The organism is Hymenobacter volaticus (assembly GCF_022921055.1).
Taxonomy (GTDB): domain Bacteria; phylum Bacteroidota; class Bacteroidia; order Cytophagales; family Hymenobacteraceae; genus Hymenobacter; species Hymenobacter volaticus.
The window spans coordinates 105,374-129,130 of record NZ_CP095061.1 but is presented as its reverse complement, the minus strand read 5'-3'; the positions used below and the strand labels follow the sequence as shown (position 1 = coordinate 129,130).

General features: G+C 53.6%; 20 protein-coding genes. 9 read left to right on the top strand and 11 right to left on the bottom strand.

The window, feature by feature from the left end; genetic code table 11:
• The first annotated feature begins 169 nt into the window (after window positions 1-169).
• Together MUN86_RS00480 and MUN86_RS00475 are read left to right on the top strand one after the other, a co-directional pair.
• Window positions 170-1,378 carry a homogentisate 1,2-dioxygenase gene (locus MUN86_RS00480; RefSeq protein ID WP_245120564.1) on the top strand — a complete coding sequence of 403 codons (1,209 nt, stop codon included), beginning with the start codon at window positions 170-172 and terminating at the stop codon, window positions 1,376-1,378.
• A 120-nt stretch (window positions 1,379-1,498) separates the two neighbouring features.
• Entirely contained in the window at window positions 1,499-2,023 is a 525-nt protein-coding gene (locus tag MUN86_RS00475; protein ID WP_245120562.1) for a hypothetical protein, read from the top strand.
• Between the two features lie 77 nt (window positions 2,024-2,100).
• Here the strand turns inward: MUN86_RS00475 and MUN86_RS00470 are convergent, their stop codons facing one another.
• The 4 genes from MUN86_RS00470 to MUN86_RS00455 all read right to left on the bottom strand — a co-directional run bounded on the left by MUN86_RS00470 (window position 2,101) and on the right by MUN86_RS00455 (window position 6,011).
• Window positions 2,101-3,660: a hydroxymethylglutaryl-CoA reductase gene (locus MUN86_RS00470; protein ID WP_245120560.1), complete on the bottom strand. Its 1,560-nt coding sequence runs from the start codon at window positions 3,658-3,660 to the stop codon at window positions 2,101-2,103.
• 103 nt (window positions 3,661-3,763) lie between these two features.
• Complete coding sequence (locus MUN86_RS00465; RefSeq protein ID WP_245120558.1) at window positions 3,764-4,015, bottom strand: TonB family protein; 252 nt, start codon at window positions 4,013-4,015, stop codon at window positions 3,764-3,766.
• 176 nt (window positions 4,016-4,191) lie between these two features.
• Complete coding sequence (locus MUN86_RS00460; RefSeq protein WP_245120556.1) at window positions 4,192-5,034, bottom strand: energy transducer TonB; 843 nt, start codon at window positions 5,032-5,034, stop codon at window positions 4,192-4,194.
• A 146-nt stretch (window positions 5,035-5,180) separates the two neighbouring features.
• Window positions 5,181-6,011, bottom strand: coding sequence for a WG repeat-containing protein (locus tag MUN86_RS00455; protein ID WP_245120554.1), 831 nt, complete (start codon window positions 6,009-6,011; stop codon window positions 5,181-5,183).
• A 229-nt stretch (window positions 6,012-6,240) separates the two neighbouring features.
• On the opposite strand from MUN86_RS00455, the gene MUN86_RS00450 reads away from it, so the two are divergent.
• Window positions 6,241-7,056 carry a phytanoyl-CoA dioxygenase family protein gene (locus MUN86_RS00450; RefSeq protein ID WP_245120552.1) on the top strand — a complete coding sequence of 272 codons (816 nt, stop codon included), beginning with the start codon at window positions 6,241-6,243 and terminating at the stop codon, window positions 7,054-7,056.
• Between the two features lie 96 nt (window positions 7,057-7,152).
• Window positions 7,153-7,938, top strand: a complete 786-nt coding sequence (locus tag MUN86_RS00445) for an SDR family NAD(P)-dependent oxidoreductase (RefSeq protein ID WP_245120550.1) — start codon at window positions 7,153-7,155, stop codon at window positions 7,936-7,938.
• Between the two features lie 65 nt (window positions 7,939-8,003).
• Here the strand turns inward: MUN86_RS00445 and MUN86_RS00440 are convergent, their stop codons facing one another.
• A complete protein-coding gene (locus tag MUN86_RS00440; protein ID WP_245120548.1) occupies window positions 8,004-10,226 on the bottom strand; it encodes an ATP-binding protein in 2,223 nt (740 codons plus the stop codon).
• A 238-nt stretch (window positions 10,227-10,464) separates the two neighbouring features.
• A complete protein-coding gene (locus MUN86_RS00435; RefSeq protein WP_245120546.1) occupies window positions 10,465-11,130 on the bottom strand; it encodes a phosphatase PAP2-related protein in 666 nt (221 codons plus the stop codon).
• Window positions 11,131-11,314: 184 nt separating this feature from the next.
• Here MUN86_RS00435 and MUN86_RS00430 point away from each other — a divergent pair, with 184 nt between their 5' ends.
• Both MUN86_RS00430 and MUN86_RS00425 read left to right on the top strand, forming a co-directional pair.
• Window positions 11,315-12,619, top strand: a complete 1,305-nt coding sequence (locus MUN86_RS00430; protein ID WP_245120544.1) for an amidohydrolase — start codon at window positions 11,315-11,317, stop codon at window positions 12,617-12,619.
• Between the two features lie 49 nt (window positions 12,620-12,668).
• Complete coding sequence (locus tag MUN86_RS00425) at window positions 12,669-13,565, top strand: ATP-grasp domain-containing protein (protein ID WP_245120542.1); 897 nt, start codon at window positions 12,669-12,671, stop codon at window positions 13,563-13,565.
• Window positions 13,566-13,664: 99 nt separating this feature from the next.
• On the opposite strand, the gene MUN86_RS00420 is transcribed toward MUN86_RS00425, so the two are convergent.
• Complete coding sequence (locus MUN86_RS00420) at window positions 13,665-14,453, bottom strand: SDR family oxidoreductase (protein ID WP_245120540.1); 789 nt, start codon at window positions 14,451-14,453, stop codon at window positions 13,665-13,667.
• A gap of 264 nt (window positions 14,454-14,717) precedes the next feature.
• Here MUN86_RS00420 and MUN86_RS00415 point away from each other — a divergent pair, with 264 nt between their 5' ends.
• Entirely contained in the window at window positions 14,718-17,165 is a 2,448-nt protein-coding gene (locus MUN86_RS00415) for a M4 family metallopeptidase (protein WP_245120538.1), read from the top strand.
• Window positions 17,166-17,272: 107 nt separating this feature from the next.
• Here the strand turns inward: MUN86_RS00415 and MUN86_RS00410 are convergent, their stop codons facing one another.
• Window positions 17,273-18,007: a hypothetical protein gene (locus MUN86_RS00410; protein ID WP_245120536.1), complete on the bottom strand. Its 735-nt coding sequence runs from the start codon at window positions 18,005-18,007 to the stop codon at window positions 17,273-17,275.
• Window positions 18,008-18,227: 220 nt separating this feature from the next.
• Complete coding sequence (locus MUN86_RS00405; RefSeq protein ID WP_245120534.1) at window positions 18,228-18,947, bottom strand: tetratricopeptide repeat protein; 720 nt, start codon at window positions 18,945-18,947, stop codon at window positions 18,228-18,230.
• Between the two features lie 253 nt (window positions 18,948-19,200).
• On the opposite strand from MUN86_RS00405, the gene MUN86_RS00400 reads away from it, so the two are divergent.
• Window positions 19,201-20,082 (top strand): alpha/beta hydrolase, encoded by an 882-nt coding sequence (locus MUN86_RS00400; RefSeq protein WP_245120532.1) that lies wholly within the window; start codon window positions 19,201-19,203, stop codon window positions 20,080-20,082.
• Window position 20,083: 1 nt separating this feature from the next.
• Here MUN86_RS00400 and MUN86_RS00395 read toward each other — a convergent pair whose 3' ends face one another.
• Together MUN86_RS00395 and MUN86_RS00390 are read right to left on the bottom strand one after the other, a co-directional pair.
• Window positions 20,084-20,590 (bottom strand): methylated-DNA--[protein]-cysteine S-methyltransferase, encoded by a 507-nt coding sequence (locus MUN86_RS00395; RefSeq protein ID WP_245120530.1) that lies wholly within the window; start codon window positions 20,588-20,590, stop codon window positions 20,084-20,086.
• Window positions 20,591-20,729: 139 nt separating this feature from the next.
• Window positions 20,730-22,037, bottom strand: coding sequence for an LEA/WHy family protein (locus tag MUN86_RS00390; protein ID WP_245120528.1), 1,308 nt, complete (start codon window positions 22,035-22,037; stop codon window positions 20,730-20,732).
• A 209-nt stretch (window positions 22,038-22,246) separates the two neighbouring features.
• Here MUN86_RS00390 and rocD point away from each other — a divergent pair, with 209 nt between their 5' ends.
• Window positions 22,247-23,497, top strand: a complete 1,251-nt coding sequence (gene rocD / locus MUN86_RS00385) for an ornithine--oxo-acid transaminase (RefSeq protein ID WP_245120526.1) — start codon at window positions 22,247-22,249, stop codon at window positions 23,495-23,497.
• The last annotated feature ends 260 nt before the right edge of the window (window positions 23,498-23,757 follow it).

Sequence of the window (23,757 nt, the reverse complement as noted above, 5' to 3'; positions counted from 1 at the left end):
TTCGGTTAATAAAGAAGTGTAACCTGACACAGTGATGTAGCAGAATGTGGCCCCAGCAAATGAGAGAAAAGGCCGTTGACTGGCGCATGTATTCACTCCTCTCAAACGTTCTTACCTTCACGTTCCAAGCTTCCAGTCCCTCATTCCCACCCAAACCCACCCGGTCCTCATGGCTTACTATCACCGCCTTGGCCAAATTCCGCGCAAGCGCCACACCCAGTTTCGCCAGCCCGACGGCACGCTGTATTCCGAGCAGCTTGTGGGTACGCTCGGCTTTCATGGCGTCTCGTCGCTGCTTTACCACCGGCACCCGCCCACCGATATTCGGCAGGTAGGACAGCCCGAGCCTTTCAGCCCCAAACTGCTTAAGGACCGGCCTTTACAACCTAGCCACCTACGCACCTTAGCTCAAACTACCACCGGCGGCGACTACTTGGCGGCCCGCCAGACCATGCTCGGCAATGCCGACGTCACGCTCAGCATCTGCAACCCCACGGAGCGGCGCATGAGCTATTACTACAAAAACGCGCTGGCCGACGAGGTAATTTTTGTGCACGAAGGCCGGGGCGAGCTATGGAGCCAAATGGGCAAAGTGGCGTTTGAACCCGGTGACTATGTGGTGATTCCGCGCACTATTATCCACCAGTTGCATTTCGAAGAAGGACCTGTCCGCTTGCTAATTATCGAGTCGTTTAGCGCTGTGGAAACCTGTCGGCGCTACCGCAACCACTTCGGTCAGTTGCTGGAGCACTCGCCGTATTGCGAGCGTGACATCCGGCCGCCAAGCGAATTGGTTGTGGATGATGCCCAAGAATCGGGCGATTACTTATTGAAAATCAAGAAGGAAGGCCAGTTGCACCACCTCACCTACGCCCACTCGCCTTTTGACGTAGTGGGTTGGGACGGATACTTTTATCCTTACGCCACCAGCATCCATGATTTCGAGCCGATAACGGGTCGGCTGCATCAGCCACCACCAGTGCATCAGCATTTTGAGGGGCACAACTTCGTGATTTGCTCGTTTGTGCCACGCCTCTTCGACTACCATCCGCTCAGCATTCCGGCGCCCTACAACCACTCCAACGTCGATTCCGACGAGGTGCTGTATTATGTGGCGGGCAACTTTATGTCGCGGCGGGGCGTGGATTTAGCGTCGTTTACTTGGCACCCGAGTGGTATCCCGCACGGGCCGCACCCCGGTACTGTTGAAGCTAGTCTCGGCAAAAAAGAAACGCATGAGCTAGCCGTAATGGTCGATACGTTTCGGCCGCTCTACCTCACGGAAGCCGCGCTGCCTTACGTCGATCCGCGCTACCCAATGAGTTGGCAGCCTGACTTCGTGCCGGAGGCTCCCAAAGCAGCTGACATGATGGATTAGCAACTGACTTATATCAAGTTGTACGCCTTCCTGAACTTGTTCGGGAAGGCGTTTTTTTTGCTTGCTCGAACAATCCTCGCACTATTCTTGGCTGTATTTTCGCAGTAAAATTCAACTACTATGAAAAAAGTACTGCTGCTATTCCCATTGGCGTTCTTGCTACTTGCTATGGGTTGCGAGAAAATCGACGACTTGTTGACCTTCAACATTGAAGATTCACAGAATATCAAGGTATCGGGTGGATTTCCAATTGGCCTGGTACCGGTGACGCCACTTACTGTTCCCACTAAATCGGAGGAGAAGTTTAGCACCGAAGGCACGAACGCCAATTTGGTGAAGAAGGTGATGCTGACCCAACTCACGCTCACCGTCACCGATCCAAGTAGCCAGAATTTCGACTTTTTAAAACTTATCAAAATCTACATCAGCACGGACAGCAACGACAAGGTGCTGCTAGCTTCGTTGGATAATGTGCCACTAGGTGTGAAGACCATAAGCCTGGAGCCCACGAAAGCTGTGCTTGACAAATACATCAAGGCCAAAAGCTACACACTCACCACAGAAGCCGAAATCCGCAAGCCTATTTCGAGCGACATCACCCTGCGTTGTGACACCCGTTTCAAGGTTACGGCAGATCCACTGTAGAGACAATTAAGCAACCAGAGAGGCCCCATTCTTAGGTGAATGGGGCCTCTCTGATTTTGCGGTATGTGCCTGGTTGCCTACCGGTTGCGGCCGTATTGCTCGTGGCTGCTTACCCAATCGGAACTGCTGATGGCCGAACCCAGGCTTAGCTCGCCGGCAAGCACGACGCCCGCTACTATTTCAGCAAACTTATTGACCGTGCCGCGTCCCACGCAGCCTAGCATCCGGAGGCATTCATTTTGAGTAGCCAACCCCGTGCCTCCGCCGTGAGTAGCCACAATAAGCGAAGGGATAGTGATGCTTAAATACAAGTCCCCTTCCTTGGTTACCTCGGAATACAGTACCCCCGCCGACGATTCCGAAACATTGGCTACATCTTGCCCGGTCGCAATAAACAGGGCCGTAATACCATTAGCCGAGTGTGCCCCATTGTTGTTAGCTCCTGATAGGAAAGCTCCCACGTTGCTAACTTGTCCGTGGTAAGCTAACTGCTCGGGTGTTACGCGCATGCGCTGTTGGAGTACCTCGCGCTTGACAACGGCTTCGGCTACTACGCGCTTGCCACGGGTGCGCATGACGTTGATTTGGGACGCTTTTTTGTCGGTAGCAAAATTAGACTCCAAGTAGAAGTGCCGGATAGGAGCGCCTTTGTAATGCTCTAAAATCCAGGAGCAGGCAGCAAATGTGGCGCGGCCCACCATGTTCTGGCCGGCGGCATCACCGGTGCTGAAGTTGAAGCGCAGATACGCAAACTTATTAGCCAAATAAGTATCAATGTATTGCAGCTTGGCCACGCTGGAGGTACTCTCCGCTTCCGGCCGAATCTGGTCGATGGTATCGGCTACCCAGCGGCCAAAGTCGCGGGCACCGCGGGCATCGTCGAACACAAATACGGGGGCCCGCTGCATAGCGTCGCCGATGACGGTGCACTTCACGCCACCGCATAGGTTGAGCACCTGGATGCCACGGTTGTAGCTAGCTACCAACGTTCCTTCGGTGGTAGCCATGGGGATTAGAAAATCACCTTGCGCAAATTCACCGTTTACGCGCAACGGACCCGCCAACCCGATGGGAATCTGCGCTACACCCGTGAAATGCTCGCAGTTGCCTTGCAGCGTGTGCGCATCGAACGAGTAGTGTTTAAGGTGTTTGAACTCCTGGCCCGAAAATTCCTCGGCAAAGCGTTGCCGGGCCTGAATGGCCGCCTCCGAATAATCGTCCTGGCTCTGGCGCGGAATTCGGGTACGGTTGTCTGGTTGGGTTACAATGGCGTCTTCCACCTCCACTAGCAATTCGCCGAAAGGGTCGGCGGCAAATTGCACGCGTATGGGATGAATACCTTCGGGCAGAGCATTGGCCGTGAGATGAAACGTAATGCTGTGCCCCACCGGAAACTCTAGCCCTCCGGGTGTGCGGCTTAGCACATCGTGCGCCGGTCGGATGTCACCGTCACCTAAGTCCAGGGCAATGTTCTCGGGAACTACGCGCTGCTCCCCGATCTGCACGTAATCCAGCCTGGTGAAGCGGACGGTGTCGAGGCGGTTTTTAATGCTGAAAGCAATACCGTTGGGCGTATTGCGCAAGCTGCCACGTGTGTAGAGCAGCTTCAGCAGCATGGGGCTAGGCGTAAAAATCATGGGAGCAGAAGACGAGAGTGGGAGTAGGACGATGCGGCTGGTAATGTGCGAATTTTTTCAGGGAAAGGTTTCGGCAGTACTGCAACTAGCAAAGCTTTAGTATCTATTTCGGATTGAAAAAGACTGGTACAGTGAACAGCACATCTTCTACTCTACCATTCTCTCTGACAGTAGTGAATTCGCCTAGCATGCTAATCACCCGCATTGCCTCATCATCAAAAGGACGGCCAATTCCTTTTTGTATACGCACATCAGTCACCTTCCCTGTTTTTGTAATTACAAAGCTTATATACACTCGGCCTTTTTCTCGATGTCCAACAGGATACCGAACATGCGTCTCAATGAATTTGCGCATTCCTTAAAATCCCGTCTTTATAAACTGGCATAGGTGGAAAATAGCAAATTATAGTGTCTGAGACGTTTGCTTTAAACCTTGAAATTGAAGCAGCATTTTGAATATCGGTCTGCTGTGCCCAAGCATGACCCTTTAGCAAGCATAAACTGCTTAACACTAGAAGCATCCGTTGCATATCAGCTGAGCTTAAATGTGATAGGCAGAGTGTAGCTTACGTTTACAGGTCGATCATTGTGCCTGCCAGGTGTAAACTGACCATTGAGCAATTTTATCACCCTAAGTGCTTCGGCATCAAGCAATGGATGAATGCCTTTAATAATATGGGCATTGCGCATTCTCCCCTTTTTATCGATAATGAAGCTGATAAATACTCGCCCATCTACATCTGCTGCCTCCTTTGGCCAAAGCAAATTCCGATTAACGAAGTCAGGTAGTACCTTTAGGCCGCCAAACTTGTAATCGGGCATTTTTTCTGCGTAAATGTAAACTTGAGGCTCTTTAGGGCTAGTTACTTCTTCACGCATAACAGCTCCCATAAATCCTCCCGAAGTCTCACTGTCATTTATCCATGGTAGCTCCGGAAGAACAGGTGTAGCCGATACCGATTCGTGCTTTATATGGCTGATAAGAGCTATTGGGCTCAGGCTCTCTGGTGTCTGTAGCAGTAGCTCTGTATCACTTGTGCTATCAGCAACTCGTGCCGCCTTTCGCACCTGAGCCCATGCTTCATTACTCGTCAGGCCTAACCCGCATACCAATATCAGTGCCACCAGAAACCGCCGCAGCTTTGGACGTAATTGTGGTTTTGGCGCAAGTTGGCTTTGACGAAAACGGCCACATACTCGTCCGTCAGCAGATGCTTGAAAGGCAGCCTCCAAATCGGCTTGCGTGCTTTCATTGAAATCAATGACTACCCGGTCGCAATGACTACAGTGGTGCCCTTGGGCTACGGGGGTCATTTGCTGCCAATCTTCGTGGCAGGCGTTCAGGCGGACGTTGAGGATGGGCAGCGGCAGCATAGCAGTGATATCAGGCTATTAACTAGATAAGGCAACGAATTGCCAAGCCGAACCTTGTGCTACCTCGTCAGTTGCCGTTCAGTAAATAAGAGGCTAGCTAACCAGTTTCCCAATAGCCAGAGCACGATTATCGGGTGGTGCTGCCTTTACTCCTCGAAATACTCCTGGCCGCGGCTGTCGATATAGCCGGTTTTGCCTTCCAACGTTGTCACGCGAGCTACTTCTTCAATGAAGGGTTCAGCAATACTATATTGTACCTTCGTCATGAGTTTGCCTTCGTTGTTGAGATACCCAAAACGGCCTGCTTGTCCGACTACCGGATAAGCAAAGCCGTTGATAGCCATGGCTCGAATGGCGTCATACTCCAGCGGCAATGTTAGCTTGCCTTTGGCATTCACCACGCCCCATTTAGTACCCTGACGAACCGCTAGCAGCCCATCGTGGTGCAGGTCCTGAATTTCGTCGTACTCGGTGGGCACTACTGTGCTAGAGCCGGCCGTGAAGCGGAAGCCGACTTTGCCTTGCCGACGCACTATGTCGCCTTGCTCTAGATAATCGGTTTCCGGCTCGGGCTCGGAAGGCGTACTCAGGCGCTGACCATTGGAATCAATATCGAAAGCTTCACCATTCAGCTCGACGTGGGCCTGGCCCTGATGAAAGTTGCTGGCGCGCGTGTAGTGCACTGGCGTGACAGGGTTGCCGCCACCGTCGATGTAGCCGAAAAGGGTGCCCTGGCGGATCCAAGCCACTTCATTCACGAACGGTCCAGCTTCGTCGTAGGTTAGAGGCAACACTAGGTGGCGCTTATGGTCGGCGTACCCCCAACGGTTGCCACGGCGGAAAGGGACAAGGCCAGAAGAGGCCGTTTGAGCAAGCAACGTGGTATCGGTAAGCAGTGCCAGGGGCACGCTCAGCAAGTAAAATAGAAGGCGCAAATGTCGCCGGGACGCAAACGAAATAAACCGGAATTCAGGCATTTAAGCGAAGGTACACAAGCCCACAAAACCTGCAGCCTGTTTGCGGGTTGATTCACTTGTTCTTCACTTATCAAGCTGAATTTTTGGGAGTCTGGCTGCCCAGCAGGTTGCAAGTGCCAGTATCAGGATTTTCCTTGTTACCCTAATTTTACGGCGAGCAAGACACGGTCCGGTGCCACTCTCCTATCTTTGTGCCCGCAGGCGCATTTGCCGGTCGCCTCCGCTCTATATGTCTTCACTACAGAATTACCCGCGTTTCACCCTAGGCTCTGCCCTCACGGCTGAACAACTGGCGTTTTTCCAGCGAAATGGATTCTTACACTTTCGGGGCTTTGCTGACCTGAGCACGGTGCAGCGCCTGTTGCGCGCTTCCGAGCAAGTGCAGCGCCAATGGCTAGCCGATGATGTGCAGAAAGTAAATGGCGTGCCGATTAAGTACGGCAAAGACGTCGATGGTTCGCCGATTGTACAGCGCTTTGCTTTTGCGAATCATTACAGCACCGAACTGCGCGAATTTTTGGAGGAGCCGCGGTTTCAGGCGCTTTTCCCGTTGCTTGAAGCTCCCGGTGGCCGAATTGGCATCAACGAGAAAGACGGCCTCGTTATAAACCACTACGTGAACGTAACGGGTAGTGAGTTTTCGCAAATGGGTTGGCACACCGATTCGTTGCGCGACGTGTTCTACGGCAAGCGTATCGGGCCGATGCTCAACGTAGGCTTCCACCTCGATGGCACGCCCTCAACCAACGGTGGTTTGCGCTTGATACCGGGCACACACCGCCAACCACTGCGCGAAATGCTGTTCCGGAAGAAGTATTACAAAGACGTTAGCTTCGACCCCAATGAAGTTGCCGTTGAAACCGAAGCCGGTGACTTAACGGTACACGATGGCCGCATGTGGCACCGTGTGGCACAGTCGCCGCTGGTAGGCGAGGCTTCTCGGCGCCGGGTAATGTATATTCCGATTCTGGCTGGCAAGTACCAACCCAAGTCTGAAAATAGCCCTACGCCGTTCTATTTGCGGTTTCTTCACTTGGTAAAATAGTGAGTTGACGGAGTAGCGAGCTTGGTATTCTGCTTAGGCAATACCCCAAGCTCGCCCGTTGAACCTACTAGTGCGTCATCCTCGCTATTTGATTTTATGCCTACTGCTCTCATTACTGGTGCTTCGCGTGGCATCGGCCGGGCTTTTGCCGTCGAGCTAGCCCGCCGTGGCTACGATTTATTGCTCGTGGCCCGCTCCGCCGACCAACTTGAGGCAGTGGCTGCTGAGTTGCGGCAGTTGCATAAGATTAAAGCGCACGTTTTTCCCTGTGACCTTGCGGCACCCGGTGCTGCCGAGCGAGTAGCAGAATGGACAAGCACACAAACCCAGGAACTGACGGCACTAGTCAATAATGCAGGCTATGGCATCTGGGGACGCTTTGAAGAGCTAACTCTAGCAGAGCAGCAGAATATGTTGCAACTGAACATGCATCTGCCCGTGGCGCTAACTCACCTGCTGTTGCCCACCTTGCATCGCCAGCCGAAGGCTTATATCCTGAACGTGGCCAGCACTGCCGCCTATCAGGCCGTGCCTACACTTACACTCTACGCCGCCAGCAAAGCCTTCTTGCTAAGCTTCTCGCGCGGCTTGCGTTACGAACTGCGCGAATCTGGTGTGTCGGTGAGTTGCCTCAGTCCTGGTGCCACCACCACTGACTTTGCCGACCGAGCTGGGATGAGTGCCGGCTTACAAGAAACCGCCAACAAGGTTTCGATGACGCCAGCGCAGGTAGCGCAAGCTGGCATTGCGGCCCTGCTAGCGGGCGAAGCCGAGATAATTCCGGGAGCCTTAAACAAGATATCCTCGAAACTTACAAGCTTGGTACCCAAGGCCCTGACTGAGAAAATTGCAGCCGGCATCTACGAGAAGCACCTGAAGTAACGAGTATTGCTTCTGAAGTTACGCTCGGCACAACATCCTTAGGGACAGATGGTTGGTTGGATTCCCTAGCAGGGCAGCGTGATAATAAACTCGGTGCCCTTGCCCACCTCGCTGCTGACGTTGAGGCTGCCTCCGTGCCCTTTCTTTATAATGTCGTAGCTCAAGGATAGTCCTAGGCCAGTGCCTTCGCCAGCGGGTTTGGTGGTAAAGAAAGGCTCGAAAATCTGCCGCTGCACGCTCTCGGACATTCCTACACCGTTGTCGCACACCCGAATTTCCACTCCGTTGCTATGCTGTGCAGTACACACGCATATTTCGGGTTTGTAATTAGCTTGCTCTATTTGTTGGCGCTGCTGCACGGCGTGCAGGGCATTGGTACACAGATTTATCAAGACTCGGCTTAGGTCTTGCGGCAACACCGGCGCGGGGCGTAGCTCAGGGTCGTACTCGGTCTTGAGAGTAGCGTTAAATGTAGGATTTTGAGTTCGGAAACCTTTGTAAGCCAGCTGAGCCGCTTCGGCTGCTAGCTTGTTCAGGTCGGTGGGTACGGGCTGGCCGGTACCGGAGCGAGAGTGCTCCAGCATGTTCTTGATTATGGCGGAAGCACGCAGGCCGTGCTCACTGATTTCACGCAAATTTTGGCGTAAACCCGTCATTATTTCTTGTTGCAGATTGTTTTGCTGCACCGACGTACCATTGCCCATTTCATCCATGAGCTTGGTGCTGACTTCCGCAAAATTCTTCATGAAATTGAGCGGGTTCTGTAGTTCGTGCGCAATACCCGCCGACAGTTCCCCCACGAAAGCCCACTTCTCGGACTGGACCAACTGATTCTGTGCTTGCCGTAGTTGTTGCAACGTCCGCCGATTATTTTGGAGCTGCCGGTAGATAAACACCCCCAGACCGGAGAGCAGAATAACTACCAGCAAAGCTCCGCCGAGCAGCAAGTTGCGCTGCTTGATGCGAAGTGCTTGCAGTGCCTGCTCATGGCGCAGGTTGGCTATTTGGGCATTTTGGGCTTGCTCTATTCGTTCGCCTTCGTATTGCGCCACATGGAAAGCGCCTTCGGCCGCATTGAGTGTATCGGCTAGGGTCAGGTAGGCCCGCGAGTAGCGCTGCGCCTCTGCCGGCCGTCCTTGCGCATCATAGAAGCGAGAAAGCTGGGCCAGATAGCGAGGCAATAGCACATCCATGCGGGCCGCAGTAGCCTTTTGGTACGCACGAAGCCAATGTTTTTCTGCCTGAGGATAGTCGTGGCGAGCGTCGTGATATTGGGCCCACGTGGCCTCTAATTCAAACTCCCCCACCCTACCAGTCATTGGCAAATGCAATGAATCATCGAGGTGCTGAGCGCGCCGCAAAAACGGGTAGGCCTGCTCAGTTTGATTCATGCCAAGCAATACCGCACTTTTCTGCACTAAGGCATAAGCAGTATACACTGCTTTCACTGCCGAGTCGCTCAAGGCCGCCTTGAACCCCATATTGGCGTAGCGCAACGCTTCCTGATAACGGCCTTGCCGCAAGTAGACCTTGGAAATTGCTTCGATAGTGAAGAAGCGTTTAACCCCTTCTATCTTATAAGCATTTTCCAGTTCCATGGCTTGCCGCAAGTAATATAAAGCCCGTTGCGTATTCCCCCAGTCGGCGTAAGCAGCACCCGACGCCATGATTTCATTTACATAATGCGTATGGTCGAACTCGCGGAATAAATCGGCGGCCCGAAGCAAATGGCTTATCGACTGATTGTAGTCGCCTTTATGACGGTAGTAGCCACCGAGAGCTAAATAGCAAGCCGCCATATTTTTCTTGTTTCCGCGCAGCCTATACGCAGCAAGCTTCTCGCGAAAGTACACGCCCCGAGCCGGTACCTGACGCAGCTGATTGAACAACGGCGCCATAGCAATCAGCAAACGAGGCACTTCCCGGTTGGCCTCATCAAACAAGAAAATAGCTTGCTGCATGGCCGCCAGGGCTTGCGGATTAGGTGGGTCCTGAGCCCACAGCCGCAAGCCGATCCGCAGCTGTTGGTAAGGCACATCATCGAACTTCTTGAGCTGTTTGTTGAGCGTCAGAAGCTCGTCGAGTTGCGGCAGCAATTGGCGCCGGCGTCGCAGTTCCGATAAGTCAATTATATCGACTAGTTGCACCAATACCCGCAAACGGGTAGTGTCAGCCACCTGGCCATGTAAGGAGTGAGAAAGGGAGTCGTAATCGGTTTCCCAGTATTTATATTGCGCTGATAGCGGCCCACTTAGTAGTAAAGCCAATAACGTGATTATCCACTTCATGTAGAGAATAGGGTCCAGCAGCTAGAACTGAATGGCTAAGCAAGATAGAAGGAACTTCTACAAGAAAACGTTGACCTACTCTATTAAAACACCCTCTTTTTTAGCAGTGCTTTTTGATTTTATCAACGAATACATGCTTATAAAATTGGCTGAAGACCTCTGCATCTAAATTGCTAACCAGCAGACTGCTTGCGTGCCGGGCAACTATGTCAGAGTATATACAGCGTGCTTCGTTGCGTTAAGCCAATTCATTAGCTGCGGGGTCGGCCCACCAACCAGCTAACCAGTAACAGCCTAGGGCGAAGATGGGGGCGGCCACTACATCATAGGAATAATGTACATGTTGCACCATCACTAAGAACCCAACAACGGCAGTAGCCGCCAGCAACCAACGACGACGCTGGCTTGTGCCCATTGCCAAGGCAAACAACATGACAGTAGCCGTGTGGCCAGAGAAGAACAAGTCTTTGGTGATCGGGCCGGCTGATACGTAAATAAACGTGTCAATAATTGGGTCGCGGAGGGGTAGCAGACCCAAGGGTGGCTCCAGGGGAAGCAAGGCGAGCAACATGATGCGGCAAATTTGCATCAGCCAATACGCCCCTAGCAAACGAAGCAACACGTATGGCCGAGGCAGCACGTAACTGAACGCAAGTCCGGCGCTTATATAAATGACGATAAAAGTTGGCCACGACACCTCATGCGCTGGCAGCAATGCCAGCAGTGGGTCAGACAGTCGGACACCGGGACGGGCTTGCACCCACGCAAAAAAATGTGGCAGATTGGCTACCAGCAACACCAACAGCAGTAGCGTAATCAGCAACCGATACCGGAAAGCAGCTTGCTGCCAAGCGGACTGCCAAGCAGCAGGCACAGAATTGGAAGCGGCAATCAGATGAGGCATGAGATGAGAAATCAAAAGCAGCCGCAAAAGTAACTCATGCCGCTATATTCATAAGCTGTGCTTCACGGATTAAGTCTTCATTCCTTAGCGCTTTGGGGAAGCGGGTGCCAAAGGAAACCTTGCATTGCGGGACGCTCCTTTACCAGCGGGGCAGTATCTTTTGCGTCCAATCCTACTTTCCTACATGAAGCATTCTTTAGTCCTGACTTCCCTTATGGCTACGCTGACCTTACCAGCTGCAGCCCAGAACACTGCCCTCAATGCACGCATAGCCAAGCTGGCTACCGCGCAGGAATCGAAAGTAATAGCCTGCCGGCGCGACCTACACGAGCATCCCGAGCTAGGCAACCAGGAAACCCGCACCGCAGGTATCGTAGCGGAGCAACTCAAAAAACTAGGATTTGAGGTGCAAACCGGAGTGGCCCGCACGGGCGTGGTCGGCATCTTGAAAGGAGGAAAGCCTGGACCCGTAGTGGCTTTGCGGGCAGATATGGATGGTTTGCCGGTTACGGAAACTGCCTCTTTGCCTTTTGCCTCGAAAGCTAAAACCACCTACAATGGCCAAGAAGTGGGCGTGATGCACGCTTGCGGCCACGACACGCACGTTGCTATGCTGCTTGGCGCGGCTGAAGTCTTAAGTCAAGTGAAGAAAGACTTGCCCGGCACCGTGAAGTTCATCTTCCAGCCAGCCGAGGAAGGCTCTCTGCCCGGCGTGGTGGGTGGAGCCCGCCTGATGGTGCAAGAAGGGGTGCTCGACAACCCGAAAGTAGATGCCGTCTTTGGCTTGCACATCAACGCGCAAACCGAAGTAGGCACCCTCAAATACCGCCCCGAAGGCACTATGGCCGCCGCGGACGTTTTCACCATCAAGGTGAAAGGCAAGTCGGCCCACGGAGCGTACCCTTGGCTGGCAGTGGACCCAGTGGTAACGGCGGCTCAAATCGTGACGGGCTTGCAGACCATTGTTAGTCGCCAAACCGAGCTAACCGAGGATGCCGCCGTGCTGACGGTGGGCATGATCCACGGTGGGGTACGCAACAACATCATTCCGGATCAGGTGGAATTGACTGGCACCATCCGGACCCTTGACAAGGAGATGCAGCAGAAGATATGGGCTGCTATTCGACGGACGGCCACCAACATTGCCGAAAGCGCCGGCGCTACGGCCGAGGTCGACATCGTCAATTATGCCCCCATTACTTACAACGACCCGCGCTTAACTGAGCGGATGCTGCCTACGCTACAACGAGTGGCGGGGCCGAGCCATGTGGTGCTGCAAAAAGCCGTGACCGGTGCCGAAGACTTTGCTTATTTCCAGGAGAAGGTACCCGGCTTGTTTGTGTTCGTGGGTGGCATGCCCAAAGGCAAGAACCCTGCTGAAACCGCCCCGCACCACACGCCAGGTTTCTTTGTTGATGAGAGTGGCCTTACGCTAGGCGTACAAGCCATTGCTACCCTGGCAGCTGACTACTTAGGCATGAAGAAGTAAACCTTATACAAACAGAGAAATATTTGTCCCTACCTCACCTACCAACCCCGTGTTTACTATAGCCCTCGTTACCTGCGAAAGCCTAGCGCAAGCGCAGTACGCAGCCTCTAATATCGATGACGAAGACAGCCTGCTAATGAGCTATTTGCGCGAGCAAGGTCATTATGTCGATTACCAAATTTGGAGCAATCCGGCAGTAAACTGGCGCAGCTACGACGTAGTACTGCTAAAGTCGCCGTGGGACTACTTCGACCGAGTGCAGGAATTCTATGCGTGGCTGGAACGCTTGGAGCAGGAAGACATCCGGATGCTCAACCCCATAGCGACGGTACGCTGGAATGCCGACAAGCAATACCTGCTCGATTTAGAGCGGCAGGGCGTCCGGATAGTACCTACCCATTGGCTTCCGCGCGGCACCAGCTTTGTAGCAGAAACGATATTCGAAGCGCTGCGCACCGACCGGCTGGTGGTGAAACCAGCGGTGAGTGGCGGCGCTAAAAACACGTTCGATATGAGCCTAACCGAAGCCCAGCGTCGGGCCTCGGAGTTAACAAACTTATTGCAGACCGGAAATTTTCTGGCTCAGCCTTTTCTGCCGCAGATTCAAAGCCAAGGCGAATGGTCGTTGATATACCTAGGTGGTCAGTACAGCCACTGCGTGTTGAAAACGCCCAAATCGGGTGACTTCCGAGTGCAGCATTACCTGGGTGGAGGCATCGAGTCCCGGGAAGCGCCCACCCATCTGCGCCACATTGCCGACGACATCGTGCAGCGCTTTGCCACCGACTGCCTCTATGCCCGCGTCGATGGTGTGGAAGCCAACGGCGAGTTCCTGCTCATGGAGCTAGAGCTTATCGAACCCTTCTTGTACTTGGATACTGCCCAAGGCTCATTCGCACGCTACGAAGCCGGAATCAAAAAGGTAGCGGCAAGATTTGTAGCGTAAAAACAAACCACCATACCATTAACCCAAAAGGGCGCTCCTCGGAGCGCCCTTTTGGATTTCAGGAGGTAGTGCACATCTGCTGTAGCAAGGAAGATATGGTTAAAAACCATTGATGGTGAAGCCCCCATCCACGCTCAGGCACTGCCCCGTGATGTAACTCGCAGCGGGCAAGCAAAGAAAAGCGACGGCAGCGGCCACTTCTTCGGCCTCGCCGACGCGAGCGAGGGGTGTGCGAGCTACTACCTGTTGTAAGTAGTCGGGGCTGGCAAGAACAGCTGCGGCCAGCGGCGTTTGGATATACCAGGGCGCAACAGCATTAACCCGGATGCCCGCTGGTGCCCATTCCACAGCCAGATTACGGCTAAGTTGAATAAGCGCGGCCTTGGTCATTCCATAAATAGCGCCGGTGCGCAAATGCGTAAGTCCAGCCACCGACGATACGTTGATGATACTAGCACCACCCGCCGCCTTTAGTTGCGGGTAAGCGCTCTGGCAAAGCCCAAATGCCGATTCAAGGTTGGTGGCCAACAAGTGCTGATACTCTGCGGCTAAGTAGTCGGTAGTGGGCTTGCGAATATTGGTGCCCACATTGTTGACGAGAATATGCAGTGCGGGCCCGAGCTGCGCCGCGGCTGCCAGCACCGACTGCCGCCCTGCTTCTTGACTTACGTCGGCGGCAACGGCGTGCGCGTCAAGTCCAGCAGCGCGCCACTCCGCCACTTGGGCTTCCAGTTCTGGTGCTTGTCGGGCTACTGCCACTACCGTTGCGCCAAAGGCCAGTAGTTCAGCTGCCACGGCCGCTCCGATGCCCTTGGACGCGCCTGTAACAATTGCCAACTGACCAGTTAGATTCCAGCGCTTCTGTAATAAGGGGTGTAGTTGCTGCATGATGATCGATGAAGGTGATGGTGTAAAACTATGGCTTTCAGCGCAAGAAAATTCATCTCAGGAATGCACATTTAGCGGATAAAATGCACTGAGCTAAGAAAGTTTATAATTTATATTATTGATATATTTTAAATTATATACTGTTTCACTGATGATATTTTCAGTGCAATCGTTTTCTAATTATTGAAATTATAAATTGACGCACTTCCTGATTCCTAGAAGCAGGTACTTCCTCCTTTCCCAATCCAACCAACATTCAAGTTTATGATTAAAAAATACCCTGTAGCAGCTCTCTTACTGCTTGGTGCCTTGCCTTATTCAGCGGCGTATGCGCAGCAGGCTGCTCGTGCAGCGCAAAAGTTCATGGCCGAAGATGGCACTCCTGCCCTCGTTCGATTTCGTCCGGAAACTCCTGCTTATACGCTGAGCCAAGGCCGGCAGGCATTGGTGGAGCAACTGCAACTGAAAGCCGAAGATCAAATGCTGCACAGCCGCACGGAAACCGATGGTATGGGGTTCGTGCATGAGAAGTACAACCAGTACTACAAAGGCATCAAAGTAGAGCATGCCGCTTACACCCTGCACGCCAAGCAAGGCAATGTGGAAAGCATGAGCGGTCAGATAGAGCGCATCGAGGGCCTTAAAACGTCGCCTGCCATGGACGCTGCGACTGCACTACGGTACGCCCTGGCTTTTGTAGGTGCCACCCAGTACATGTGGGATGATGCCGTAGAAGAAGCGGGTCTGAAGCAAATGGAAAACGATCCTACAGCTACCTACCGTCCGCAGGGCGAGCTGGTAATTGTGCGCAACGACCGTAATCCTAACCCGGGGCTACATGGCAAACCTACGTTGGCCTGGAAGTTCAACGTCTACGCCAAGGCACCAATCAGCCGAGCCTACATTTATGTAGATGCGGAGACGGGCGAGATAGTGTTGCAAGATGCCATTATCAAGCACGTGGCGGCTACTGGAACGGTTGCCACCAAATACTCTGGCACCCAGAGTAGTGCTACCAGCACAACCACCGGTGGCTATTACTTGCGTGAAGCTACCCGGGGGTTGGGCATCGAAACCTACAACTGCAAAAAGGGCAGCAGCTACACCACGGCTGTCGACTTTGTGGACGCCGACAACAACTGGACCGAGTACGCCAACACCAACTTCGACAACGCTGCCCTTGATGCTCACTGGGGTGCCCAAGCCGTGTACGACTACTGGAAAAACGTGCACGCCCGCAACTCCTACAACAATGCTGGCGCCAAAATCAGGAGCTACGTGCACTTCGACGACACGCCTGGTGACGGCAAAGGGTACGAAAACGCTTATTGGAACGGCTCCGTAATGACCTACGGCGACGGGTACACCCGCTTCGACCCGTTGACTTCTCTGGACGTTTGCGCCCACGAAATCGGGCACGCGGTGTGCTCTAGCACCGCCAACCTTACGTACTCCAACGAGTCGGGCGCGCTCAACGAGGGCTTCTCCGACATCTGGGGTGCGGCCGTCGAGTACTACAAGGCGCCTAATAAAGCTACTTGGCTGATCGGCGAAGACATCGATAAAGTACGGCCCGCCTTGCGCTCGATGAGCGACCCCAACGCGGAAGGGCAGCCCGATACCTATAAAGGCACGAACTGGTACGCCGGCACCGGCGACAACGGCGGCGTGCACACCAACAGCGGTGTGCTCAACCACTGGTTCTATATCCTGAGCGTCGGCAAAACGGGCACCAACGACATTGGCAGTTCCTTCAGCGTAACGGGCATCGGTATCGACGCCGCTGCCAAGATTGCCTACCGGACCGAAAGCGTATACCTGACTTCGTCGTCGAACTACGCAGCTGCCCGTACGTACTCTATCCAGGCTGCCACTGACCTCTACGGAGCGGGCTCGACGCAGGTAACAGCCGTAACCAATGCGTGGTACGCCGTGGGTGTAGGCGCAGCGGCCGGTGGCACCACTCCACCACCTACCACGTCGACGTACTGCACCAGCAAAGGCACTAACGTAAGCTACGAGTGGATTGACTTGGTGAGCCTTGGCAGCATCAACCGCACTTCTAGCAAAGACGCAGGCTACTATAATGGAACGGCCCTTGGCACGAGCGTGACGGCTGGTTCTGCTCAGACTATTAATTTCTCGGCCGGGTTTGCATCCACAGCATACACTGAGTACTGGAAAATCTTTATCGACTACAACCAAGACGGTGACTTCATCGACAGCGGCGAAACCATTGTGAGTGGCAGCAGTTCGAGTGCCGCGACGATCAGCGCTAACTTCACTGTGCCGACTACTGCCAAAAGCGGCAAAACCCGTCTGCGCGTGGTAATGAGTGATGTTTCGGCCACGAGTAGTTGCGGCTCTTACAGCTACGGCGAAACCGAGGACTACAGCATCACCATCTCGGGCGGTACAGCGCTGCAAGAAGTAGCAGTAACGAAGAGCGGTAATGAGCTAGATCTAATCGGTTCAGGCCGCGCTCAAGTGTTGGATGTATATCCGAACCCCGCCACCGACATGCTGCGCGTGACCACGCCCGGTAATGGCCCCGTCGTAGCGGTGAGCGTAACTGACTTACAGGGTATAAAGGTGCTTGGCACGCAGGTAAAGGGCGGTCAACTGAACGTATCAACGTTGGCGAAGGGCATTTATATGCTTGAAATTTCCGACGGGCAGAAGGTATTCCACCAGCGTTTCGTTAAGGACTAAACAACTTGCTAATGGTTGGCTTTCAAGCCACAACAAAAAAGGCCCGTCAGACTGACGGGCCTTTTTTGTTGGGCTGGTTAAGGACTGTAAGTAGTACCTGAAGAGCTTTACCGGCCCCATGGAGAATACTCCATCTTTAGCTCCACTATTCCGTATCCATCGTTCTGGTTGGGGTTGGCACGTTGGCTAACATCGTCGAGGTGGTCGGTAGTAGTGAAATAGTAGGCCCCCTCAACGGTAGCATTAACCCGAGGGCTAAGGCGCAAGACCACACCGAACCCGACGGGCGCTACCACAGCTAGCGCCGGATAATCGTTGCGCTCTGGTCGTAAGTAAGTGGTGTTCTGGTCGGGGCGCTTGGTGCCTATGTACGCATTCGGGTTATAGAGCAAGAGGCCCGCACCTGCCTTTATGTAGGGCTTCACGAGGGCCGCGCCCCGTTTAGGACTAGCAAACTGGCTTTCATCCCGTATCAGCTCGTAGCGCAAAAAGGTAACGCCGGTTATGTTTTGTCCTTTGAAGGCCAATCCTCGTTCCGGCAACTGGTCTTTGGCGCCAATCTCGAAGTAAGACCCTTCGGCCCCGATAACCAAGTGCGGCCGAAGCAGGTAGAGCAGCCCTAAACTGACGCTGCCGCCCGGAAAATTCTCGGACAAGCCGCCTAGGTCGCCACTATACAAGCCTACCCCACCGCCTGCTGTGAAGCGCACGGGCCCACGGTAGTAGGCGCGGGCCTGCGCGTTGTAGTGCCGGCGACGACGCTCGGGGCCTTCTTGGGCCGTAACGGAATGCGCCAGCAGTATACTGGTCGCGAAAGAGGAAATCAGCAGAAGGTGCTTCACGCAATAAGGTTATGTGAACAAGCTAGGCCGCTGGCTACGTGCCGTGACGGGGCGAAGTTGCTAGGATAAGGAAGAGGTAGGCGCTAAGTAGTTGTCTGCTTACCCTTATTCGTATGCCGATTAAGCCGCTGTTCCTGGCTGGCCTCCGCGACGGGAGCTAGTGCCACACCAGCGGGGAAGGCAGTCCATTCGGAAGTGTTACAACGGGATGTAACAGTCCTTATTTGAATTTGCCTAGCGGATCTGGCATTTTGGCTATCAATTCACTTAGGAAGTTGAAGTCGATGCTATTGATACTCACGTCGCCGCCTTTGTGCGTTGCATCCCAAGCTTTAGCGTAATCTTCCTGCAAGTAATACACCCGCGCTAATTGCTGCCAGGCTACTGCGTTCTTGGGGTCGGCGGCTACAGCTTTTTGCAGATAGTCATAGCCGGTGGTTAAATCTTTTTTCTTCTTGGTTTGCTCGTAGCGGATGAGGTAGCTGCTGCCCAGGTCGCCTAGCATCAATGCATCATTGGGCGCTAGGGCCAAGCCCTGCGTGAGCAAGTTAATGGATTCGTCGGGCGTGGGGTTGCGGCTGGCTATTACGCCCAAGCCGCGGTAAGGCTCGGCGTTTTTGGGATCGAGCAGCCACGCCAGATTGAAGCGGTAGATAGCAGTATCTGGCTTGCCTTCGGTTAAGTACTCGTAGCCTTTAGTGGAGAAGAATTTGCTGGCCTCGGCCTTGGAAGCAAAACTACGTTCTATATCGGCTAGGAAAGCGGCCCCGACCAGGGCTTGTGCCTGTGCTGGGGAGATGCCTCCAAACAAAGGCTGCAAGCGGTTGGCAGCACTAACAGTCGCTTCTCCTTTGGTTTTTACTTTGGTTTTGCGCTGGGCCTGCGCTGGCAGGGTCAGCAGCGTACTGAAGCCTAGGAGCAGGCAAATCAAGTATTTCATTGACGTTTTAAAAGAATAAAATGCAGTAGAAGAAGTTAGCTAGCGGTAACTGGCTTCCAGCAAATATAACGTACGCTCCCAAAGCCTTCGTGCCCTCACCCTGAAATGAGGAGCAACCTGTTACTTTTTGCCAGCGCCACCATCCTAAATCAGTGGCACGTGCGTAAGTGTCTTGCTCCTGCTGGTAGTGCCTTGCCACATCTGTAAGTCGGGTGCTACTTATTTCTTCCTTCTGCTCTGCTTCTTCTACTACATGCGTGTTTCCTGCCGCTGGCTGGCGTTGCCTACCTTGCTTTTGCTGCCCTTGTTACTATTGGTAGCCAACGAATATGCCACCGCCCGCCCTAGCCACCGCACCCAAGATATTGCCTACGTACCGGCTACCGACCCAGCCTATGACGCCGAGCGCCACCTGCTGGATGTGTACGCGCCCCGGCACAAAGCTGCTAAACCCTATCCAGTGGTGGTTTTCATACATGGCGGCAGTTGGAACAGCGGCAACAAGAACTTCTACTCCTTCATTGGCCGACGCTTAGCCAAACAGGGCGTGGTAGCCGTGGTTATCAACTATCGCCTCTCCCCGAAAGTGGAAGTACCCGCTATGGCCGATGACTGTGCCCGCGCCGTTATCTGGACCACCGAGCACATCCGCGAATATGGCGGCGACCCGCAACGTCTGTTTCTGATGGGCCATTCGGCCGGGGCTGGTCTTGTCGCCTTGCTCGCCGCCGACAACCGCCTCTTTACGCGGCGCGGCCTCGCCACGAATCCTATCCGCGGTGCCCTCCTCGACGACCCTGCCGGCCTCGACATGTTCGACTACCTCACCAAACTCGAATACCCCGGCGACGCCCAATACCTGATTCCATACAGCAAGCAGCCCGAGGTGTGGAAAGACGTTTCGGCTTTGTACCACGTGACGGCCGCCACGCCGCCGTTCGTTATTTTCATCGGCGGAGAAACCTATCCTTCTATTCGCAACAGCAGCCGCAAGTTTCAGTTGAAGTTAACCGACCTCGGCCGGCCGCCGCAGTTCACGGTGCTACCTGGTAAGAAGCACGTTCCTATGGTTTTGCAACTGTACTGGAAGAACAACGTGGTCTACCAAGAACTCTTGAAGCTGGTGAACCAGTAGTTCACCATAAGCTTGCTTGCGCCGTTGGCTGCTCAAATTCCAACAGCCATTTCTTGCGCCACAAGCCCCCGGCGTACCCTGTCAGTTGCCCATTGGCCCCGACAATGCGGTGGCAAGGCCAAACCAGCCCCAGCGGATTTTGTCCGTTGGCCGCGCCCACGGCTCGCACAGCACCTGGATTACCTACCTGCCGGGCCAAGTCCAAGTACGAAGCAGTCCGGCCGAATCCTACGCCAATCAGTGCCGACCACACCCGACGCTGAAACTCGGTGCCCTGCACTACAGCATACGCTAGCTGAAAATCGCGCAACTCACGGGTGAAATACGCTGCTACCTGCCGGCGTGCTTCGCGCAAACATTCCGGTACTGCGGTAGCTGGTGTCTCCAGCTGGGGCTCGTCTAAGAACTGCACGGCGCTAAGCCCAGCTTCTGTGCCCTCCAAGGCTATAGTGCCTAAGGGCGAGTTCAGATACACTTGGGCAGTAGCACCTACCATAGTTCGGTTCACGGAAAGCGAAGTGGCTGTACACTAATTTCAAGTGTAAAAGTATCACTAATTGCTTCCAGTAAAGAAAGGCACCGGCAGATCAACTGTGTTGCGCTTTACGGCATAACTCGCTCAGCACCTGCTTTCAGTAACAAACACGTTACTTCGGAATGTCTTTCAGGTCCTTCAGCGTACCGGTGCTACTAAAGCGCATCGTCATGTCTTTGGGGTTGTTTTTACCCGCCGCTACCACCACGGAGCCTTTCAAATTGTAGGGCGTTTGTTTGGCTCTGAAAATGGTTTTATACCCCACTTTCGGCAGTCCTTTCGGCTCGAATTTCACTCGAATCGGCATCATCTCTGTGCCACGGGTCTTAAATGAGACGTCCTTTTCTTCTACTCCTTGCACCTGCATATCGTCGCTCACCCGGAAGTCGTACGATACCCGACGAATGACTACTGGAAACGGATTGTAGTTGGTAACTCGAAGATTAACAATAGCCTCTCCATTCTTGAGGCCGAGGTGTTCCACATCGATGTCGGCCACTTCAATCTTAGGCAACTTAGGGACGTATACGCGCTTGGTCACGTTCACCGGAATTTTCTGTGTGCCTTCCGCCATAGGTAGGCGCGCGTACAGGTTCATTACCATCTTCACGTCCACGCAATCCTGCTGACTGGTTTTAATGGTGTTTTTTATTTTGCTTAAGTCCATTGTGACCGGAATTTGCATGTGGCTCAAGCCCTTCTCTTTCAGCACAGTAGGCTTGCTTTTGCGCCCGCTAGCCAGCAGGCGACCATCAACGCGGGTTTGGTAGTTCAAACTATCGATGCGGAGCGTGATGGGCATATGGTTCTGTATGTCTGTCACCATTTGTGCGTACACGTAGTCCGGGGTGATGTTATTCACCGCGAAGGACACGTTTTCCAGCGTTGGCATCTTCGGCATAAAGATGCGCTTGGTGAGTTTAACTGGTATCTTCTTGGTACCAGCTATGGGCAGCTTGGTATACAAGTCCATCGACAGTTGTACATCCACGCTATCCTGCTGACTGGCTTCGAGCTTGTTTTTCACCTTGCTCAGGTCCAGCGCCAAGGGCAGCTGCAAGTGACTGATAGAGTCTTTGCGTAGCACGGTAGGAGTGCTTTTGGCACCTTGCGTGAGCAAATCGCCATTGAGGCGGGTTTGGTACCGGAAACTGTCGATGCGCAGCGTAATGGGCATGTTGTTGCGCACATCCAGCTTCACTTGGGCTTTCACTGAGTCGCCTTTCATGCTACTAACGGCCAGAGACGTATTTTCAAGCGTGGGCAGCAATTCTTTGCCTTTGTCGGCCAGTGTGGGCACGAGCCCTTTGCCTTTGTCGTTCTTTACATACACCCATCCTACTATCCCAACCAAGACCAGGAGCAGCAATGCGAAGAAGGAGACAATAGGGTGACGTTTGTAATAGGGACGAGTAGTCATTACGGTTCAGCTTAAGTGCGAGTATAGTGTCCAGCTTCAAGCTCAACCTTACAAGGAATTACTAGTCAGCATTTTACCTATTCCATACGAGCACTTGATGCCAACTTGTTATAGCCGAGCTTAGCTGTAGTACTGCTATCTGGGGCAAGTCTTTTTGCGTAGATTTGAGCTACAGTTCGTTAACCTCTTCCATTCCCACCTTTTCCGCTATGTCTCTTCACCCCACCACCGACACGCACAGCCGCAGCCAGCAGCTAATGGCGCTGGAAGATCAGTATGGAGCCCACAACTACCACCCGCTGCCCGTGGTGTTAAGCCGCGGCGAAGGAGTGCACTTGTGGGACGTAGACGGCAAGCATTACTACGATTTTCTATCCGCCTATTCAGCCGTCAACCAAGGGCATTGCCACCCACGTATCATTGGCGCCCTCACCGAGCAGGCCCAGCGGCTAACCCTCACGTCCCGTGCCTTTTTCAACGACCAACTAGGCGCGGCCGAAAAGCAGCTCTGCGAGTTGTTCAACTACGACAAAGCCTTGCTGATGAATTCAGGCGCCGAGGCAGTAGAAACGGCCCTCAAACTAGCCCGCAAGTGGGGATACCAAGAGAAAGGCATTGCCCCCAACCAAGCGCGCATCATAGTAGCCGAGCACAACTTCCACGGCCGTACTACCGGCATCATCTCCTTCAGCACTGACCCCGACTCTACGGGCGGCTTTGGGCCCTATGCTCCTGGCTACCAAGTGGTACCCTACGATGACCTAGAAGCATTAGAAGAAGCTGTGCAGGACCCACACGTGTGTGCCTTCCTAGTAGAACCCATCCAGGGCGAAGCCGGTGTGGTAGTGCCCTCGGAAGGTTACCTTGCCAAGGCGGCAGCCATTTGCAAAGCGCACAAGGTGCTCTTCATTGCCGATGAGATACAAACCGGCCTAGGCCGCACTGGCGAATTATTGGCAGTCTGCTACGAAGGCGTTCATGCTGATATCCTGATTCTTGGCAAAGCCTTGAGCGGTGGGGTGATGCCCGTCTCGGCGGTGCTGGCTCGCAACGACATCATGCTCACCATCCAGCCGGGGCAGCATGGCTCTACGTTCGGCGGCAACCCGTTGGCTAGCGTAGTGTTACGAGCCGCTCTTGACGTGCTTCTCGACGAAAAACTTATTAAGAATGCCCGCGTGCTAGGCGAAGTGTTCCGGGAGCGTATGCGCCAGGTGCAGGTCAAGCGCCCAGAAGTTATAGAATTGGTGCGTGGCAAAGGTTTGCTTAACGCAATAGTTATAAAACCGACAACTGACGGGCGAACTGCCTGGGATGTGTGCGTGACGCTGATGGAGCGGGGCGTATTAGCCAAGCCTACCCACGGCGACATCATTCGTTTTGCGCCACCTTTGGTTATCACCGAAGACCAGCTTCATGAAGCCTGTGACGTAATCGAGCAAGTAATTCTCGAGTTCTAGCTTCTTGCTTTTCATCTGCCGAAGGGGGCTACTTTTAACGGGTAGCCCCCTTCTTTTTTCAGCTAAAAAGCCGCGACTCATCGAGCAATTTCGATGACCAGCACCTGCAAAGTTCCTATTGCTGAAAATTGATTTATGACCATTTACGGATTCTCATTCATCCACAGATGGGCTCTAGAGATTAGCACCATTATAAGTGGGCAGAATTAGCTGAATCCGTGATTGGCTATTCAACCGATTGCATAAAGCACCTGATCTTG